We start from the raw sequence: 18218 nt of genomic DNA, 5'->3' as shown, positions 1-18218 counted from the left end.
GCTCGGATGCCCCCGAGCGGCGTTGCTGCGTTGCGCGGGGCATCCAGGAGTCACCGGAGCACCCGGTAGAGGGCGTCTCCGCGGGGTATGCCTCAGGCGTCGATGCGCTCCCGGCTGAGCCCGTTCGCGCTGTCGATGATGAACTCCTTGCGCGGAGCGACCTCGTTGCCCATGAGCAGTTCGAACACGCGACCGGCCTGTTCGGCGTCCGCGACGTTCACGCGTCGCAGCGTGCGGTGCGCACGGTCCATCGTCGTCGTGGCCAGCTGGTCGGCATCCATCTCGCCGAGGCCCTTGTACCGCTGGATCGGATCCTGGTACTTCTTGCCGCGCCGCTTGAGATCGGCGAGCACGGCGCTGAGCTCGGGCTCCGAATAGGTGTAGATGATGTCGTTCGGCTTCGATCCGGGGTTCACCACGACCACGCGGTGCAGGGGCGGCACCGCCGCGAACACCCGGCCCTCTTCGATCATGGGCCGCATGTAGCGGAAGAAGAGCGTCAGGAGCAGGGTGCGGATGTGGGCGCCGTCGACGTCGGCGTCGCTCATGATGATGACCTTGCCGTACCGCGCCTGGCCGATCTCGAACGAGCGGCCCGAACCGGCGCCGATGGTCTGGATGATCGCCGCGCACTCGGCGTTGCCGAGCATGTCGGCGATCGAGGCCTTCTGGACGTTGAGGATCTTGCCGCGGATCGGCAGGAGCGCCTGGTGCTCGCTGTCGCGCGCGAGCTTGGCGGTGCCGAGGGCCGAGTCGCCCTCGACGATGAAGAGCTCGCTCTGCGCGACATCCGTCGATCGGCAGTCGGCCAGCTTCGCGGGAAGCGACGACGATTCGAGCGCCGTCTTGCGGCGCTGTGTCTCCTTGTGCGCACGGGCGGAGATCCGCGCCTTCATCTCGGCGACGACCTTGTCGAGCACGAGTGCGGTCTGCGCCTTGTCGTCGCGCTTCGTCGAGGCGAACCGCTCGCCGAGCGCCTTCGTCACCACCGACGACACGATCGAGCGCACCGCCGGGGTGCCGAGCACCTCCTTCGTCTGGCCTTCGAACTGCGGCTCGGCGAGCCGGACCGTCAGCACGGCGGTGAGGCCCGCGAGCACGTCGTCCTTGTCGAGCTTGTCGTTGCCGACCTTCAACCGCCTGGCGTTCTGCTCGACCTGCGCGCGGATGAACTTCAGCATGCCCTGCTCGAATCCGGCCTGGTGGGTGCCGCCCTTCGGCGTCGCGATGATGTTCACGAAGCTTCGGAACACCGTGTCGTAGCCGGTCCCCCAGCGCAGCGCGATGTCGACATGACAGTGCCGCTCGACCTCGGTCGGGAGCATGGCACCGCTCTCGCTCAGCACCGGGACCATCTCCGTGAACCTGCCGTCGCCCGACAGGCGCCAGATGTCGGTCACGGGTCCGTCGGTGGCGAGGTGCTTGACGAACTCGGAGATGCCGCCCTCGAAGGCGAACCGGTGCTCGTCGCGTTCCGCGCCGCGCTCGTCGACCACCGTGATGCCGAGGCCGGGCACGAGGAACGCGGTCTGGCGCGCGCGCCCGAGCAGTTCGTCGAGCTGGAACGACGCCCCCTTGGTGAAGATCTGCGAGTCGGCCCAGTAGCGCACCCGCGTGCCGGTGACGCCGCGCGCGACCTTGCCGGCGACGCGCAGTTCGCTCGCCTCCTCGAAGGGCGCGAACGCCGCCGCGGGGCTCGGGGCCGCCCCGGCGGCATCCGCGAATCGTCCCGGCTCGCCCCGGTGGAAGGACATCGCCCAGGTCTTGCCGCCTCGATCGACCTCGACGTCGAGCCGCTCGGAGAGGGCGTTCACGACCGAGGCGCCGACGCCGTGGAGGCCGCCCGATGCCGCGTAGGATCCCGAGCCGAACTTGCCGCCGGCGTGGAGCTTGGTGAACACGACCTCCACGCCCGACAGTCCGGTCTTGGGTTCGATGTCGACCGGGATGCCACGCGCATGGTCTCGGACCTCGACGCTGCCGTCGGCGTGGAGCAGGATCTCGATCTCGGTGCCGTGCCCGGCCAGCGCCTCGTCGACGGAGTTGTCGATGATCTCCCAGAGGCAGTGCATCAGCCCGCGCGAGTCGGTCGACCCGATGTACATGCCAGGTCGCTTGCGGACGGCCTCGAGGCCCTCGAGCACGGAGAGGTGGCGGGCGGAATAGTCGGAGCTCACGTCGCCCAAGCCTAGTGTCGACGGCCGACGCCGCCCCTCCGCCACTACGCGCTGAGCGAAATGCCCCCGGCACGGGCAGGTTCACGGGCGTGGTCGTGTTGAAATGGAGGAACGGATCGAACGTGAGCACTGGAGGAGGCGCCATGACGCAGTACACCGAGACCACCGGTACCGCCGAGGCCGAGGCACCGTACGAGCTCACGGCGCTCGATCGGTGCGACGCCTGCGGTGCGCAGGCCTACATCCGGGTCACCGTCGCGAGCGGCGAACTCCTCTTCTGCGCCCACCACGGACGCAAGCACCAGGAGAAGCTGTCCGAGATCGCGCAGACCTGGCACGACGAGTCGAGCCGGCTCCTCGTCGACACCCGCGACTGACCGCCGACCACGACGAAGCGCCCCGCTCCGGCGGGGCGCTTTCGTCGTCTCCGGACGGAGCGTGCGTTCAGCGGTCGAGGGTGACGCCCGCGCCGCGCAGCTGCGCCTCACGAGCGGATGCCGCGTACCCGTCGACGACCCCGGCCTGCTCGCCCGGCGTGTAGTCGACGCCCGCGCGCGCGGCCATCTCGGCGATGATCGCATCGGCGAACCCGGGGTTCTTCGCGAGGACCGGCCCGTGCAGGTGGGTGCCGAGCACCCAGCCCATGACGACGCCCTCCTGACCCGACTCGCGTCCGTTGCCGTCGCCGGCGAGGGTTCGCCCGAGCGGGGAGGCCTCGGCCTGGACGTAGTCGCGGGCGTGGTTCTCGAACCCGACCAGGTGACCGAACCTCGGCGAACGCACCACGAGGTCGCCGATGACCCGCGACGAGCGAGCGACCGCGCGGCCGGGAAGCACGCCGAGCCCTTCGACGACGGAACCGTCGGCGCGCTCGACACCCCAGGAGAGGAGCTCCCACCCGGTGCCGACCGCGAGGATGGGAACGCCCTCCGTGCCCCAGCGACGCAGGAGGTCGTGGAGGGTGAGCAGCTTCGCCCTCGCAGCATCCAGCGTCGAGTCGTTGCCCGAGCCGATGACGACGGCGTCGACCCGGTCGGGAAGGTCGGCGACGTCCTCGACGGCGACGACGCGCGCGTCGTGCGCCGCCCAGCGCAGTCGCTGCGCCAGGACGTTCGCGTTCTGGGCGTCGCCGTTCGTGTTCAGCAGCGACGGAGCGAGCGTCGCGATCGTGAAGGTCATTCGGTTCCCGTGAGTCCGAGGTGGGCGCGAGTCCGACGCATCGAGTCGGCGGAGAACACGATCGTCTTGACGCCGGCGAGCGGAGCCGGTGCGGCGAGGAAGTCGTCGACGGCGGTCGCGAGGTCGGGTTCGACGCGGTCGATCTCGACGCCGTCGTACGCGAGCATGAGGGCGGCCTCGGCAGCCTTCGATCCGCTCACGATCGCGACCCGCGCAAGCGACGAGGCATCCGTCGGCCAGAAGTAGGAGGGATCGCGAACGTCCGAGCCGATCGCGAACAGGATCTGCTCGGTGCCCGGCTCGATCCCGTCGACATTGAGCTGGTAGCTCGCGGGATTCTGGACCAGCACGAACTCCACCTCTTGGCCGCGCACCGTCACGCGTTCGCCGCGTCCGAACACGGCGGGGATCGCGCTGAGTGCGTTCGCCGCGATGTCGCGGTCGAACCGATCGCCGAGCGCCGCACGCGCGGTCGTGTAGGCGGCGGCCGCATCGACCGCGTAGTGCGTTCCGCGGGCCGGCAACCCGACCCCGACGGATGCCCCGCCGTCCGCGAGTTCGGTGCGTCGACCGTCGACGTATTCGACCACGACGCCCTGCTCGGGCGCGAGCCGTGTCCGCGTGGTCTCCGAGTAACCCAATCCTCGCGGGGCGGCTTCGAGCACCGAGGCCGCGACGCCGTACCGGTGGACGCCGAGCCCGGCGCCCACCGTCGCGGCGAGCCGTTCGAGCGCCGCGTCGTCCGCGTTGATGACGAGCGACTCCTGCGCGCGGGCGGCGATGCGCGCGAGCATCCCGACGACCATCTCGGAGTCGTGGAACCGGTCGATCTGGTCGACCATCACGTTCGTCAGCGCAACGATGCGGGCGTCCACGCCCTGCATCACGAGCGCGCCGTGCCCCTCGTCCATCTCGAGGACCGCAACGTCACCCGGCACCCGGCCACGCCAGTCGGACTGCTCCAGCAGCGCCGAGGTCAGCCCCTGGCTGATGTTCGCGGTCGACGGGTTGGTGAACACCTCCACGCCGTGGGCGCGCAGGACCGCGACCAGCATCTTCGTGGTCGTCGACTTGCCGCTCGAGCCCGACACCACGATCAGTCCGCCCGGGAATCCCGAGAGCGTGCGCCGGAGGTATCCGGGCGCGATGCGGTTGACGACCAGGCCGGGCACCGCCGATCCGCCGCCCGGCTTGCGCAGCCGAGCGGCGAATCGGGTGAACCTTCCGATGAGGATCGCCGGCGCGTAGCGCAGCGAACCAGCTCCCACCTGCGGCCTACTCGAGGTAGTCGCGGAGCGACTGCGAGCGCGACGGGTGACGGAGCTTCGCCATGGTCTTCGACTCGATCTGACGGATCCGCTCGCGGGTGACGCCGAACGTGTCGCCGATCTGGTCGAGCGTCTTCGGCATGCCGTCGCCGAGGCCGAACCGCATCCGGATCACGCCCGCCTCGCGCTCGCTGAGCGAGTCGAGCAGCGACTCCAGCTGCTTCTGCAGCATCGTGAAGCCCACCGCGTCGGCGGGGACGACCGCCTCGGTGTCCTCGATCAGGTCGCCGAACTCGCTGTCGCCGTCCTCGCCGAGCGGCGTGTGCAGCGAGATCGGCTCGCGGCCGTACTTCTGCACCTCGATGACCTTCTCAGGGGTCATGTCGAGCTCGCGGCTGAGCTCCTCGGGCGTGGGCTCGCGGCCCAGGTCCTGCAGCATCTGACGCTGTACGCGCGCGAGCTTGTTGATGACCTCGACCATGTGGACCGGGATGCGGATCGTGCGTGCCTGGTCGGCCATCGCGCGAGTGATCGCCTGACGGATCCACCAGGTGGCGTAGGTGGAGAACTTGAAGCCCTTCGTGTAGTCGAACTTCTCGACGGCACGGATCAGGCCCAGGTTGCCCTCCTGGATCAGGTCGAGGAACTGCATGCCGCGACCCGTGTAGCGCTTGGCGAGCGAGACGACCAGACGCAGGTTCGCGCCGAGCAGGTGGCTCTTCGCGCGCTGCCCGTCCTTCGCGACCCACTGCAGTTCGCGGCCGAGCTGCGTGCGCTTCTCGGCCTCGGCCATGTGCGAGAGCTTCTCCTCGGCGAACAGGCCCGCCTCGATGCGCATCGCGAGCTCGACCTCTTCGGCCGCGTTGAGGAGCGCGACCTTGCCGATCTGCTTCAGGTAGTCCTTGACCGGGTCGGCCGTGGCGCCGGTGATCGCTGCGGAGTAGACGGGGACCTCGTCCTCGTCGTCCACGGCACGCAGCACGAGAGCGCCGGTGGGGTGCGGCTCGACGGGAATCGGTGCGGCTTCCTCCTCGTCGGACTCGGCGTCGCCGGTCGCGGCGGTCTCGGTCTCGGTCTCGGCGGTGTCGTCCGCCTCGATCTCGACCTCCTCGATCTCCTCCTCGTCGACCTCGTCGCCGGCGCCGGCCTTGCCCTTCGCCTTGGTCGAGCTCTTCGCCGTCGTCGTGCGAGGCGTCTTCGACGCCGTCGTCGTCTTCGCTCCCGCCTTCTTGGCCGGGGCCTTGGCGGCCGTCGCGCTCGAGGCCTTCGCGGGAGCGGTCGCCTCGGCGTCGCCCTTCGCGGACGTCGGGGACTTGGTTGCCATGAATTCGCCTCTCCTCACCGTTCCGACACCCGCTGCGGGTCGGATCGGGATGCTGGTCCGGGTCCGGTGTTTCTGGACACTATGAGGACCCATGTCAAGTCCACCGGTGGTCGCAGCGGTGCTGCGCGGCCTGGACGAGAACGGGTCCTGCCTTCAATTATACCAGTGCGCGCACCCGGATTCCGCCGACACCGCGGGTTCGAGCGCACTCGGCGATGACCGGTACAACGCACCGGGCACCCGTGCCATTCCTGACGCCGGAGCGATCGGCGGCGGATCACCGGCGAACTGGGCCGACTACGGCTGCAGCGGCGGCTCGTCGTCGCGGCCGCGACGGAACGCGAGGAACTTCTCGAGCTCGGCGGCGATCTCGTCCGCCGAGGGGACTTCGCCGTCCTCGTCGGTGAGCGGGGAACGCAGCACCGTTCCTTCCATGTAGGTGTCGTGCCGCTCTTCGAGCGTGTGCACCAGCTTCGCGAGCTCGCCGTTCTCGGCGACCTGCTCCTCGATGCGCGCGACGAAGTCGCGGCCCTGCTCGCGCAGCAGATCGGTCGGGAAGATCAATCCGGTCGCCGAGCTGATCGCCTCGAGCGCGGCGACCGCGGTCGCCGGGTACTCCGTGTCCGAGAGGTAGTGCGGCACCAGCAGGACGAACCCGGCGACGCTGCGACCCTGCTCGGCCAGCCGGTACTCGACGAGGTGCATCGCGTTCGAGGGCGCCTCCGTGGTCGGGCGCCAGACCGACATCGACTCGACGAGATCGGATCGGTTGCCGCTCACCGTGAGCGAGATCGGCCGGGTGTGCGGCACCGGCATCGGGATGGAGTTCACCCAGGTCGTCGAACTCACGCCGAAGCGCTCGATCAGCCCGATCACCGCGGTGGAGAATCGCTCCCACTGGAAGTCCGGCTCGTACCCCGTCAACAGGAGGAACGAGCGTCCGAGATCGTCCTGCGCGAGTTCGAGCGAGAGCCGGGGCGGGCGGAAGTCCGCGATGTGGTCGCCGTCGAACAGGATGATCGGGCGACGGGCGCGGTAGTCGAGGAGTTCGTCGGCGTCGAAGGTGGCGACGACCGTCCGTTCCAGTTCCGAACGCAGATACTCGGCCGTCTGCGCGACCGCTCCCCCGGCGTCGGCGAACCCGGTGAGCCCGGCGACGAGCGGCAGGCCCGAGGGCACCGCGACGTCGGCATTGAGCTCGTAGAGGGATTCGGGAACGCGCATGCAACCAGCGTAGTGACGTGCGAACCGCTCACTTCCCCGCCGATCGGCGCGGGGGTGTGCCGAGAGCGAACAGCCGTACCATCGACGCATGCCGGAACTCACGCTCGACCTCTCCACCGCCCCCGCCTCGGAGTCCTCGGCCGACGCGGTCGTGCTCTTCGCCGTGGCCGGCGACGAAGCACCGCAGCTCGTGGACGGGGACGGGTACGACTGGGTCCCCGATGCCCTCGAGTCGCTCGGTGCGAGCGCAGTTGCCGAGGAGATCACCCGACTGCCCGCGCGCGACGGAGGCCCCCGCCGCATCCTCGTCGCAGGCGTCGGCCCGACCGCGGACGCCCCTGCCATCCGGCTCGCCGCCGGCGCCGCGCTGCGCCAGGTCGGCGAGGCCGCGGCGGTCGGGCTCGCGCTGCACGGGGCATCCGACGAGCTCGTCGCGGCCGCACTCGAGGGCGCCGCCCTCGGTGCGTACCGCTTCACTCGATACCGCTCGGAGGCGAAGCCCGGGCCGTCCCGGATCGTCGCCCACGCGACCGGCTCGGCGGAGGCGATCGGGCTCGACCGGGTCCGGATCGTCGCGGAGGCGGTCGCCGAAACGAAGGACCTCGTGAACACGCCTCCCGATGACCTCACGCCCGAGCGATTCGCCGAGATCGCCCGGGCCGCCACGGAGGACGCTTCGCTCTCGTATCGCGAGTGGGACGTGCCCGCGCTCGAGGCCGGGGGCTTCGGCGGGATCCTGGACGTCGGCCGGGGATCGGCGAACGGTCCGCGCCTCGTCCGGGTCGAGTACGCGCCGACGGATGCCCGATTCACGCTCGCGCTCGTCGGCAAGGGCATCACGTTCGACTCCGGCGGTCTCTCGCTCAAGCCCGCGGCGTCGATGGTCGGCATGAAGACCGACATGGCCGGGGCTGCGGCCGTACTGCACGCCATCGTCGCGCTGGCCCGGCTCCGGACCCAGGTGCGGGTGATCGGATGGCTGTGCCTCGCCGAGAACATGCCGTCGTCGACCGCGCTCCGCCCGACCGACGTCATCACGATCAATGGCGGCACGACCGTGGAGGTGCTCAACACCGACGCCGAGGGCCGGCTGGTCCTCGCCGACGGACTCGTCGCGGCCGGCGAGGATCACCCCGACGCGATCATCGACGTCGCGACGCTCACCGGCGCGCAGTTGGTCGCGCTCGGCGGCCGCATCGCCGGCCTGATGGGCGACGACGAACTCGTCGCCCGGGTTCGGGCCTCCGCGGATGCCGTGGACGAGGCGGTCTGGCCGATGCCGCTTCCCGACTACCTCAGAGGGATGCTGAAGTCGGATGTCGCCGACCTCGCGAACGCGAAGCTCGGGACCGTCCTGCCGGGGATGTCGCTCGCCGGGGTGTTCCTGCGCGAGTTCGTCCCGCGCGACGAGACCACCGGGGAGCGGATCCCGTGGGCACACCTGGACATCGCGGGGCCGTCCAACAACACCGGAGCGGCGTGGGGCTTCACCGGATCCGGTGGCACCGGATCCACGGTCCGCACGCTCGTCCGGCTGGGCGAGGACCTCTCCGGCAAGTAGTAAGGTCGTGGGGGCGAGAAATCCGCCCAGCCGACGCGACGAGCGGGTGAACCCCGCCGCGAGACGCGCCGCGCGAACCGATGCGCAAGGGAGATCCGGTTGTCCGAGCAGAACTTTGACCTCGTCGTCCTCGGCGGTGGCAGCGGCGGCTACGCCGCCGCGATCCGCGCAGTCGAGTTGGGCATGAGCGTTGCGCTCGTCGAGAAGGACAAGCTCGGCGGCACCTGCCTGCACCGCGGTTGCATCCCGACGAAGGCGCTGCTGCACGCAGCCGAGATCGCCGACAACGCCCGCGAGTCCGAGAAGTTCGGCGTTCGCGCGACGTTCGAGGGCATCGACCTGGCGCAGGTCTCCGCGTACCGCGAGGGCATCGTGGCCAGCAAGTGGAAGGGCCTGCAGGGCCTGCTCAAGGCACGCGGCATCACCGTCGTCGCCGGCGAGGGACGTCTGGCCGGGCCGAACACGGTCCAGGTGGGCGAAGACCGCTACACCGGCAGGAACGTGGTCCTGGCCACCGGGTCGTACACCCGCTCGCTTCCGGGCCTCGACATCGCCGGCCGTGTCATCAGCAGCGAACAGGCGCTCCAGCTCGACTTCGTGCCGAAGAAGGTCGCCGTGCTCGGCGGCGGCGTGATCGGCGTCGAGTTCGCCAGCGTCTGGAAGTCGTTCGGCGCCGAGGTGACGATCATCGAAGCGCTCCCCCACCTCGTCCCGAACGAGGAGGAGTCGATCTCGAAGCAGCTCGAGCGTGCGTTCCGCAAGCGCGGCATCGACTTCAAGCTCGGCGTCCGCTTCCAGGGCGTGACGCAGCACGACGACGGCGTCGTCGTCACCCTCGAGAACGGCGAGACCGTCGAGGCGGAGCTCCTGCTCGTCGCCGTCGGTCGCGGCCCCGTCACGGCCGGTCTTGGCTACGAGGAGGCCGGCGTCACCGTCGACCGCGGCTTCGTGATCACCGACGAGCGCCTCAGCACCGGCGTGCCCGGCCTCTACGCGGTCGGTGACATCGTTCCCGGCCTCCAGCTCGCGCACCGCGGCTTCCAGCAGGGCATCTTCGTCGCCGAGGAGATCGCCGGCCTCAACCCGATCGTGGTCGAGGACGTCAACATCCCCAAGGTCACCTACTGCGAGCCCGAGATCGCCTCGGTCGGGTACACCGAGGCACGCGCCGCAGAGAAGTTCGGTGCCGACCAGGTCTCCAGCTACGACTACAACCTCGCCGGCAACGGCAAGAGCCACATCCTCGAGACGAGCGGATCGGTCAAGGTCGTCCGCGTCAACGACGGTCCGATCGTCGGCGTCCACATGATCGGCGCACGCGTCGGTGAGTTGGTCGGCGAGGCGCAGCTGGCCGTCAACTGGGAGGCGTACCCCGAGGACGTCGCTCCGTTCATCCACGCGCACCCCACGCAGAACGAGGCGTTGGGCGAGGCGTTCCTGAAGCTTGCGGGCAAGCCGCTGCACGCACTCTGAGTCGGGCACAGAGCCGAATTCACCCGAGAACGACTGCAATAAGCTAGATCTGCGAACCACGCTGTGAAGGAGCAATGCGCATGAGCGAATCCGTCAGCCTCCCGGCACTCGGCGAGAGTGTCACCGAGGGCACGGTCACCCGCTGGCTGAAGAACGTCGGCGACCGTGTCGAGGTCGACGAGCCGCTGCTCGAGGTCTCGACCGACAAGGTCGACACGGAGATCCCGTCGCCGGTGGCCGGGGTCATCGAGGAGATCCTCGTCCAGGAGGACGAGACCGTCGAGGTCGGTACCGAACTGGTACGGATCGGCGACGGATCCGCTGCTGCGGCCTCCGCGGAGGCGCCCGCCGCTGAGGCACCGGCCGCTGAGGCACCCGCTGCCCCCGCCGCCGAGGCACCCGCCGCGCCGGCTGCGGAGGCGCCTGCTGCCCCGGCCGCACCGGCAGAGGCCCCCGCGGCCCCGGCAGCTGAGGCGCCCGCCGCACCCGCTGCCCCCGCCGCCGAGGCACCCGCCGCGCCGGCTGCGGAGGCGCCTGCTGCCCCGGCCGCACCGGCAGCTCCGGCTCCGGCCGCCGCACCCGCTGCCCCGGCCGCACCTGCAGCAGCTCCGGCTCCGGCCGCCGCGCCTGCGGCCCCGGCCGCGGAAGCACCTGCGGCGGCTGCACCTGCTGCCCCCACCGCGGAAGCCCCGCTGCGCCCGCAGCCGGCGGTGCCCACGCCGGTGCATCCGGCTACGTGACTCCGATCGTGCGCAAGCTCGCGAACGACCAGGGTGTCGACTTGGCTTCGGTGACGGGCACCGGCGTCGGCGGCCGCATCCGCAAGCAGGACATCCTGCAGGCGCAGACGCAGTCGCAGCCGGCCGAGGCGGCTCCGGTACCGCGCCAGCAGCTGGAGACCTCGCCCCTTCGCGGCACCACTCAGCCGATGACGCGCCTGCGCAAGGTCGTGGCTGAGCGTGCCGTGGTGTCGATGCAGTCGACGGCGCAGCTCACCTCCGTCGTCGAGGTCGACGTGACGAAGGTCGCGCGTCTGCGCGACCGCGTGAAGGGCGACTTCCAGGCGAAGACCGGCAACAAGCTCTCCTTCCTGCCGTTCTTCGCTCTCGCGGCGGTCGAGGCGCTCCGTGCGTACCCGATCATCAACTCCACGGTCGACGGCGACAGCATCGTCTACCCGGAGCGCGAGAACCTCAGCATCGCGGTCGACACCGAGCGCGGCCTCCTGACCCCGGTCGTGCGCGATGCGGGTGAGCTGGACATCGCGGGTCTGGCCGGGCAGATCGCCGACCTCGCCGAGCGTACGCGCAACAACCAGTTGAAGCCCGATGAGCTCTCCGGCGGAACGTTCACGCTGACCAACACGGGCTCGCGCGGCGCGCTGTTCGACACCCCGGTCGTGTTCCTCCCGCAGACCGCGATCCTCGGCACCGGCGTGGTCGTGAAGCGTCCGGTCGTCCTCACCCAGGACGGCCAGGACTCCATCGCGATCCGTTCGACGGTCTACCTCGCGCTCTCGTACGACCACCGCATCATCGACGGCGCCGACGCGGCGCGTTTCCTCACCGCGGTCAAGAACCGCCTCGAGGAGGGCGACTTCGAGGGCGACCTCGGCATCTAGTCGAAGATCTCACGCAGACGCCAACCGGCCTCGCTCCTCATCACGAGGATCGAGGCCGTTCGGCGTTCCTGGTCTCGGTAGGGAACGCTGACGAGCCACGCGGCCCCCATCTCACCCGTCGTGACAGCCGCCGCGACGTCGAACTCGGGCACGGCGATCTCCACCCCGTTCCGTGCCTCGAGGACGGCCGAACGATCTGCGGCCTCGAGCGCGGAGCCCGGCTGCGACACATCGCCGAGACACCCGAGGTCGAGCCGTGCGAAGCACTCCGCGCGGCGCTCCAGCAGCTGCCCCGCAGCGACGTCCGCCGTGGCGGCGGCATCCGCCGCCGGTGCAGCTTCGCGAGATCCCGAAGCATCCGCCGGCTCGTCCTGTTCACCGGTCCCGTCGGCGACGGGCGACGGTTGACCCGTGGCGGGCACGTCGGTCGTGAGCGCACGATCGACCCGGCCGGTGCCGGTCGCACCACCCGCGGCGCTGCGTCCAGCACCCGGTGGAACCATCGTCAGGAGGAGCACCAGCGCGCCGGTTCCGATGATCGCTGCGACGACGAGCGCCGGACGGCGGCGGGCCAGTACGGCTCGGAGCTTCGACGCCGCCGCTCGGTCCGCCTCCGATTCGATGCCGTGCACGCGACCGGGTGCGATCGCCTCGACCACCTCGTCCGCACCGCCGCGCGCGAACGCCATGCGAAGTCCGACCCACAGCCCACGACGCGGCTTCCGTTCCGGCGAGCCGCCCGTCGCCGCCGCGGCGTCGGCCGGCGTGGACCCGAGGAACGTCTGCGGCACATCGATCCGCTGCGGCACGCCGCCCGGCCGAACGGCCGAGTCCGTCCGATCGAGCTCCAACCCCTCCACCGAGGTCGGCCGGTACATCGCGAAGAGCGCCCGTTCGACGTCGAGCGCGAACGGGCGGAACGGTCGTGTGTCGAGCGCCTCGCGAATCCGCTGCTGCAGCGGACCGAACGCGTCCGCCGGGCGCGTGCGCCCGGCGACCTCAGCGACGAGTCCGCCGAACGCGAGGTGCATCGCGCGGACCGTTGCGGCCCGCTCACCGGGATCGACGGCCTCCGACAGGGCCCGCAGTGCGCCGGTCCCGACGAGTCTCGGACGGCCGGTGCCGTCGAACCGCACCTCGCTCGCCGGAAGGCGGTCGAGGGCGAAGCCGGCCGAGGCGAGTTCCCCGACCGCCACGGCGACCGGAGCGAGCACGGTGACGGCCTCCCCGGGCGAGAGCTCACGTCGGGCGAGGAGCTCTGCGAGGCTCACTCCGGCGAGCCGTTCGACCACCACGCTCGTCTGGCCGTCCTCGGATGTCATGGCGTCGAGCGCACGCGGCAGCGCTCCCACCTTGGCCATCGCCGCGAGCTCGCGCACTATCGACTCCTGGTCGACGTCGCGTTCGTACACGCGCACGATCACGAGCTCGGTTGCCGGGGTCTCGCCTCCGGCGACCGCGACCGGCGGCCCGGGTCGTGTCGCGACCGCGAGGTAGACCTGCGCCCGGTCGCCGGTGGCCAACCGTCGCAGGAGCCGGTATCCCGCGAATTCGCCGGATCGTTCGGCGGCCGTACGGCCGGATGCCGAAGGATCCGATGCGAAGCCGTCGACCGCGGCATACGGCGGCGGGTCGGGCAGCGGGTGGTTCCGTTCTCGGCGACGCATGGCATCGAGCCTTCCCGACCGGAGGACCGGCGAAGTCGAGGAGCGGCCCGACGTGCAGAGCCATGGACCGCGTGCGGCTGTGGAGGAGCGGCCCTCCTAGACTGGGCACCATGCTCGACTACGTCGTCACGGGGCTAAGCGCCAACTCCGTGCCGTACAGCGAGGGCCTCACCCTCCAGCGCGCCGTCCATCACGCGGTGGTCACCGGGGAATCACCGGACACCGTCATCCTCCTCGAACACGAATCGGTCTACACGGCCGGCAAACGCACCGCCCCCGACGAACGCCCGGAAGACGGCACGCCCGTCGTGGACGTCGACCGCGGCGGGAAGATCACGTGGCACGGCCCCGGTCAACTGGTGGGGTATCCGATCCTCCGTCTCGCGGACCCGATCGACGTCGTCGCCTACGTGCGTCGCCTCGAAGACGTGCTCATCCGCCTGCTCGCGGAGTTCGGCATCGAGGGCCGTCGGGTCGACGGCCGCTCGGGCGTCTGGGTCGGCGACGGCACCGACGAGAAGATCGCGGCGATCGGCATCCGCGTCGCAGACGGCGTGACGATGCACGGGTTCGCCCTGAACTGCTCGAACGGGTTGGAACCCTACGAGCGGATCGTGGCTTGCGGCATCCGCGACGCCGGCGTCACGACCATGTCCCGCGTGATCGGGCGGCAGGTCCGCCCGATCGACGTGGTCGAGCCGTTGCAGCGACTGCTCGACGAGACGTTCGCGCCGGTTCCGGTGGAAGGCACGGTCGCGTGAGCACCGCGCCCGACGGTCGGAGGATGCTCCGGCTCGAGGTCCGCAACGCGCAGACCCCGATCGAACGCAAGCCCGAGTGGATCAAGACCCGCGCCAAGATGGGGCCCGAGTTCCGCGACCTGCAGGCGCTGGTGAAGTCCGAGGACCTCCACACCGTCTGCCAGGAGGCGGGATGCCCGAACATCTACGAGTGCTGGGAGGACCGGGAGGCCACGTTCCTCATCGGCGGCTCGCAGTGCACCCGTCGATGCGACTTCTGCCAGATCGACACGGGGCGTCCGGCGGACTACGACGTCGATGAGCCTCGCCGGGTCGCCGAGTCTGTCGTCCGCATGCGGCTCCGGTACTCGACCGTCACCGGGGTCGCTCGCGACGACCTTCCCGATGAGGGCGCCTGGTTGTACGCGGAGACGATCCGCGAGATCCATCGGCAGTCGCCGGGCACCGGGGTGGAGATCCTCGTGCCCGACTTCTCCGGGAACCCCGACCACCTGGCCGAGGTGTTCTCGGCGAGGCCCGAGGTGTTCGCCCACAATGTCGAGACCGTCCCGCGGATCTTCAAGCGCATCCGTCCCGCGTTCCGGTACGACCGCTCGCTCGGCGTGCTCACGGCCGGCCGCACCGCAGGGTTGATCACGAAATCGAACCTGATCCTCGGCATGGGCGAGGATCGGGCCGAGATCTCCCAGGCCCTGCGCGACCTGCACGACGCCGGGACCGACATCATCACGATCACGCAGTACCTGCGCCCCAGTCCGCGCCACCTCCCGGTCGCCCGCTGGGTCCGGCCGGAGGAGTTCGTGGAGCTCAAGGCCGAAGCCGAGGAGATCGGCTTCCTCGGCGTCCTCGCCGGCCCGCTCGTGCGGTCGTCGTACCGCGCGGGTCGCCTGTGGGCGCAGTCGATGAGCGCGAAGGGCCGCGAGATCCCCGCGGAACTCGGCCACCTGGCCGATGCCTCGGCCGGCTTCGCCCAGGCGGTCTGACCGATCCGGGTCGGGTGGGCGGAACGCGCGCCACCCGACCCGGATCGCGGTTCGAGGTGCCCCTCGGCGCCGGTATCCTTGTGTGCATGGCACGCACCAAGGACGCCTCGTCCGCTTCGAAGGAGCCCGGCCGCCTCAAGCAGATGTGGCAGGTCTTCCAGATGACCCGTCGCTACGACTCGACGGCTCCGTGGTTGATGCTCCTCGGCTTCCTCGCACCCGTCGCGCTCGGCCTCGGCCTCGCGCTCTGGCTCTCGAGCGACAACTGGTTCACCCTCACGCTCTGGATCGTCGCAGGCGTGCTCGCGGGTCTGCTCATCGCGATGATCATCCTCGGCCGTCGCGCCGAACGCGCCGCATACTCCCAGATCGACGGCCAGCCCGGCGCGGTCGGGGCGGTCCTCCGCAGCGGCCTTCGCGGCGGGTGGGTCGGCAACGAGATGCCCGTCGCGGTGAACGGCAAGACGCAGGATGCCGTCTACCGCGCGGTCGGACGCGGCGGCGTCGCGCTGATCGGCGAGGGCGATCCGTTCCGAGTCGAGCGCATGCTCAAGGACGAGGAGCGCAAGGTGACCCGCGTGCTTCCGAACGTCCAGATCCGGCTGCTCACGGTCGGCCACGGCGAGGAGTCGGTCGAACTGCACCGGCTCGCGGCCGCACTCCGCAAGTCGAAGAAGGTGCTGACCAAGCCCGAGGTCCTCGCGGTGTCCAACCGTCTGAACTCGCTCCAGTCCTCGCTCCCGATCCCGAAGGGCATCGACCCGATGAAGGTTCGCGCGCAGCGCGGCAAGATGCGCTGATCGCACCACCCCGAAGCGTTCCGGCGCGGCATCCGTATACGAGCGGATGCCGCGCCGTCGTCGTTCGACGGACGCTCGCGCGCCCGTCCGGCGGCCGATCTCGTGCCGAAGGCCACCGATCGGATGCGATACCGATCAGGAACGGATGAGGATCGTTCCCGCGACCTTGTCGTGGAACCCCCGCTGGTCGGAGTCCCAGACGAGCGCGGGGAGGACGACGATCAGCAGGGCGGTGCGGACGATCGGCCGCCAGAGGCCGATCCAGCCCCCGCCGAGCGGCACCACGTGCATGCCGAGGAGTCGGTGCCCGAGACTGCCTCCGATGGTCGGGATGAACAGGACCTGCATGAGGGCGAAGACGGCGAACGTGATCCAGTTGTGGGCGAGCGACTGGTAGGGCGCGAACAGCAGTGCGATCACGAGCGCGAGGCCGTAGTCGATCACGAGCGCCGCGATGCGCCGGCCCGCACGGGCGACGGAACGCGGTCCCGACACCGGAAGCCCGAGCCGCTCCCCCGGCCACCGGCTGGGTTCGAGCGTGCCGGATGGGGTACGTGGGGCTTCGGGCATGCCGACGATTCTACCGAGCGCTCGCGACGTAACATGCCCGAAACATTCGCGTCATTGCAGAGTAACCCCCTCCCAGTAGCTTCGGACACGGTCGTGCAACCCGCCGAATCCCATCCCCTTGGAGTGCCGCAACATGTTCAGTGATTCGTCTGAAGTCCTCAAGTTCATCAAGGAAACGGACGTCAAGTTCCTCGACATCCGCTTCACCGACCTCCCGGGCGTGCAGCAGCACTTCAACATCCCGGCGTCGACGGTCGACGAGGACTTCTTCACCGTGGGTCAGCTGTTCGACGGATCCTCGATCCGCGGCTTCGCGAACATCCACGAGTCCGACATGCAGCTCATCCCCGACGTGACCACCGCGTACATCGACCAGTTCCGCGCTGCGCGCACGCTCGTCATGATCTTCGACATCTACAACCCGCGCAACGGCGAGATCTACTCGAAGGACCCGCGCCAGGTCGCCAAGAAGGCCGAGAAGTACCTCGCATCGACCGGCATCGCCGACACCGCCTACTTCGCCCCCGAGGCCGAGTTCTACATCTTCGACGACGTGCGCTACGAGGTGAACCAGCACTCGAGCTTCTACTCGGTCGACTCCGACGAGGGCGCATGGAACTCGGGCCGCGTCGAGGAGGGCGGCAACCTCGCCAACAAGACGCCGTACAAGGGCGGCTACTTCCCGGTCTCCCCCATCGACAAGACCGCGGACCTGCGCGACGACATCACGCTCAACCTGATCGAGGCCGGCTTCGTGCTCGAGCGCTCGCACCACGAGGTGGGCACCGGCGGCCAGCAGGAGATCAACTACCGCTTCGACACCATGGTGCACGCGGCCGACGACATCCTGAAGTTCAAGTACATCGTCAAGAACACCGCCGAGCAGTGGGGCAAGTCCGCGACGTTCATGCCGAAGCCGCTGTTCGGCGACAACGGCTCGGGCATGCACACCCACCAGTCGCTGTGGAACGACGGCAAGCCGCTCTTCTACGACGAGGCGGGCTACGGCGGCCTCTCCGACATCGCCCGCTGGTACATCGGCGGCATCCTCAAGCACGCGCCGGCGATCCTCGCCTTCACGAACCCGACGGTGAACTCGTACCACCGCCTCGTTCCCGGCTTCGAGGCTCCCGTCAACCTGGTGTACTCGGCGGGCAACCGTTCGGCCGCGATCCGCATCCCGATCACGGGCACCAACCCGAAGGCCAAGCGCATCGAGTTCCGCGCGCCCGACGCCTCGGGCAACCCGTACCTCGCGTTCGCCGCGCAGCTCATGGCGGGCCTCGACGGCATCAAGAACCGCATCGAGCCGCACGAGCCGGTCGACAAGGACCTCTACGAGCTCCCCGCCGAGGAGGCCAAGTCGATCCCGCAGGTGCCGGGTTCGCTCGACGCCGTGCTCGACGCGCTCGAGGCGGACCACGACTTCCTCCTCGAGGGCAACGTGTTCACCAAGGAGCTCATCGAGACCTGGATCGACTACAAGCGCGAGAAGGAGCTGAAGCCGCTGGCTCAGCGCCCGCACCCGTTCGAGTTCGAGCTCTACTACGGCGTCTGATCCCCCCGACACGGCTCCCCCCAGCCGTCCCCAGGAAGGCCCGCACCGCTTC

14 protein-coding genes and 1 pseudogene are annotated in these 18218 nt (G+C 69.9%); 8 read left to right on the top strand and 7 right to left on the bottom strand.

What is annotated here, in order from left to right; translation table 11 throughout:
- Positions 1 to 92: 92 nt before the first annotated feature.
- A complete protein-coding gene (locus tag ELQ40_RS09030; RefSeq protein WP_127793388.1) occupies positions 93 to 2177 on the bottom strand; it encodes a type IIA DNA topoisomerase subunit B in 2085 nt (694 codons plus the stop codon).
- A gap of 143 nt (positions 2178 to 2320) precedes the next feature.
- On the opposite strand from ELQ40_RS09030, the gene ELQ40_RS09025 reads away from it, so the two are divergent.
- A complete protein-coding gene (locus ELQ40_RS09025; RefSeq protein ID WP_127793387.1) occupies positions 2321 to 2554 on the top strand; it encodes a hypothetical protein in 234 nt (77 codons plus the stop codon).
- A gap of 67 nt (positions 2555 to 2621) precedes the next feature.
- Here the strand turns inward: ELQ40_RS09025 and ELQ40_RS09020 are convergent, their stop codons facing one another.
- From ELQ40_RS09020 to ELQ40_RS09005, 4 genes are all read right to left on the bottom strand, one after another.
- Positions 2622 to 3356, bottom strand: a complete 735-nt coding sequence (locus tag ELQ40_RS09020; RefSeq protein WP_127793386.1) for a type 1 glutamine amidotransferase — start codon at positions 3354 to 3356, stop codon at positions 2622 to 2624.
- Complete coding sequence (locus ELQ40_RS09015) at positions 3353 to 4624, bottom strand: MurT ligase domain-containing protein (RefSeq protein ID WP_127793385.1); 1272 nt, start codon at positions 4622 to 4624, stop codon at positions 3353 to 3355. Before ELQ40_RS09015 ends, ELQ40_RS09020 begins: the two co-directional genes overlap by 4 nt.
- 7 nt (positions 4625 to 4631) lie before the next feature.
- Positions 4632 to 5948 carry an RNA polymerase sigma factor gene (locus tag ELQ40_RS09010; RefSeq protein WP_127793384.1) on the bottom strand — a complete coding sequence of 439 codons (1317 nt, stop codon included), beginning with the start codon at positions 5946 to 5948 and terminating at the stop codon, positions 4632 to 4634.
- Positions 5949 to 6245: 297 nt separating this feature from the next.
- Entirely contained in the window at positions 6246 to 7172 is a 927-nt protein-coding gene (locus ELQ40_RS09005; protein WP_127793383.1) for a proteasome assembly chaperone family protein, read from the bottom strand.
- 88 nt (positions 7173 to 7260) lie between these two features.
- Between ELQ40_RS09005 and ELQ40_RS09000 the strand changes: the two genes are divergently transcribed.
- From ELQ40_RS09000 to sucB, 3 genes and pseudogenes are all read left to right on the top strand, one after another.
- Positions 7261 to 8733, top strand: a complete 1473-nt coding sequence (locus tag ELQ40_RS09000; RefSeq protein ID WP_127793382.1) for a leucyl aminopeptidase — start codon at positions 7261 to 7263, stop codon at positions 8731 to 8733.
- A gap of 99 nt (positions 8734 to 8832) precedes the next feature.
- A complete protein-coding gene (lpdA, locus tag ELQ40_RS08995) occupies positions 8833 to 10206 on the top strand; it encodes a dihydrolipoyl dehydrogenase (RefSeq protein ID WP_127793381.1) in 1374 nt (457 codons plus the stop codon).
- Positions 10207 to 10286: 80 nt separating this feature from the next.
- A pseudogene (gene sucB / locus ELQ40_RS08990) lies at positions 10287 to 11827 on the top strand (2-oxoglutarate dehydrogenase, E2 component, dihydrolipoamide succinyltransferase).
- Here the strand turns inward: sucB and ELQ40_RS08985 are convergent.
- A complete protein-coding gene (locus ELQ40_RS08985; protein WP_127793380.1) occupies positions 11824 to 13494 on the bottom strand; it encodes a hypothetical protein in 1671 nt (556 codons plus the stop codon). The pseudogene sucB and the gene ELQ40_RS08985 sit on opposite strands and share 4 nt — an antisense overlap.
- 110 nt (positions 13495 to 13604) lie before the next feature.
- Between ELQ40_RS08985 and lipB the strand changes: the two genes are divergently transcribed.
- The 3 genes from lipB to ELQ40_RS08970 all read left to right on the top strand — a co-directional run bounded on the left by lipB (position 13605) and on the right by ELQ40_RS08970 (position 16038).
- The gene (lipB, locus tag ELQ40_RS08980) at positions 13605 to 14255 is read left to right on the top strand and encodes a lipoyl(octanoyl) transferase LipB (protein ID WP_127793379.1); all 651 of its coding nucleotides are present in this window, start codon (positions 13605 to 13607) and stop codon (positions 14253 to 14255) included.
- Complete coding sequence (lipA, locus tag ELQ40_RS08975; protein ID WP_205649465.1) at positions 14252 to 15238, top strand: lipoyl synthase; 987 nt, start codon at positions 14252 to 14254, stop codon at positions 15236 to 15238. Before lipB ends, lipA begins: the two co-directional genes overlap by 4 nt.
- 86 nt (positions 15239 to 15324) lie before the next feature.
- Complete coding sequence (locus ELQ40_RS08970; protein ID WP_127793378.1) at positions 15325 to 16038, top strand: DUF4191 domain-containing protein; 714 nt, start codon at positions 15325 to 15327, stop codon at positions 16036 to 16038.
- A gap of 135 nt (positions 16039 to 16173) precedes the next feature.
- On the opposite strand, the gene ELQ40_RS08965 is transcribed toward ELQ40_RS08970, so the two are convergent.
- A complete protein-coding gene (locus tag ELQ40_RS08965) occupies positions 16174 to 16608 on the bottom strand; it encodes an RDD family protein (protein ID WP_127793377.1) in 435 nt (144 codons plus the stop codon).
- A 133-nt stretch (positions 16609 to 16741) separates the two neighbouring features.
- Between ELQ40_RS08965 and glnA the strand changes: the two genes are divergently transcribed.
- The gene (gene glnA / locus ELQ40_RS08960) at positions 16742 to 18166 is read left to right on the top strand and encodes a type I glutamate--ammonia ligase (RefSeq protein WP_127793376.1); all 1425 of its coding nucleotides are present in this window, start codon (positions 16742 to 16744) and stop codon (positions 18164 to 18166) included.
- Positions 18167 to 18218 lie beyond the last annotated feature (52 nt).

Origin of the sequence: Agromyces sp. LHK192, from assembly GCF_004006235.1 — a bacterium.
Taxonomy (GTDB): Bacteria; Actinomycetota; Actinomycetes; order Actinomycetales; family Microbacteriaceae; genus Agromyces.
This window is presented reverse-complemented; position numbering and strand designations above follow the sequence as displayed.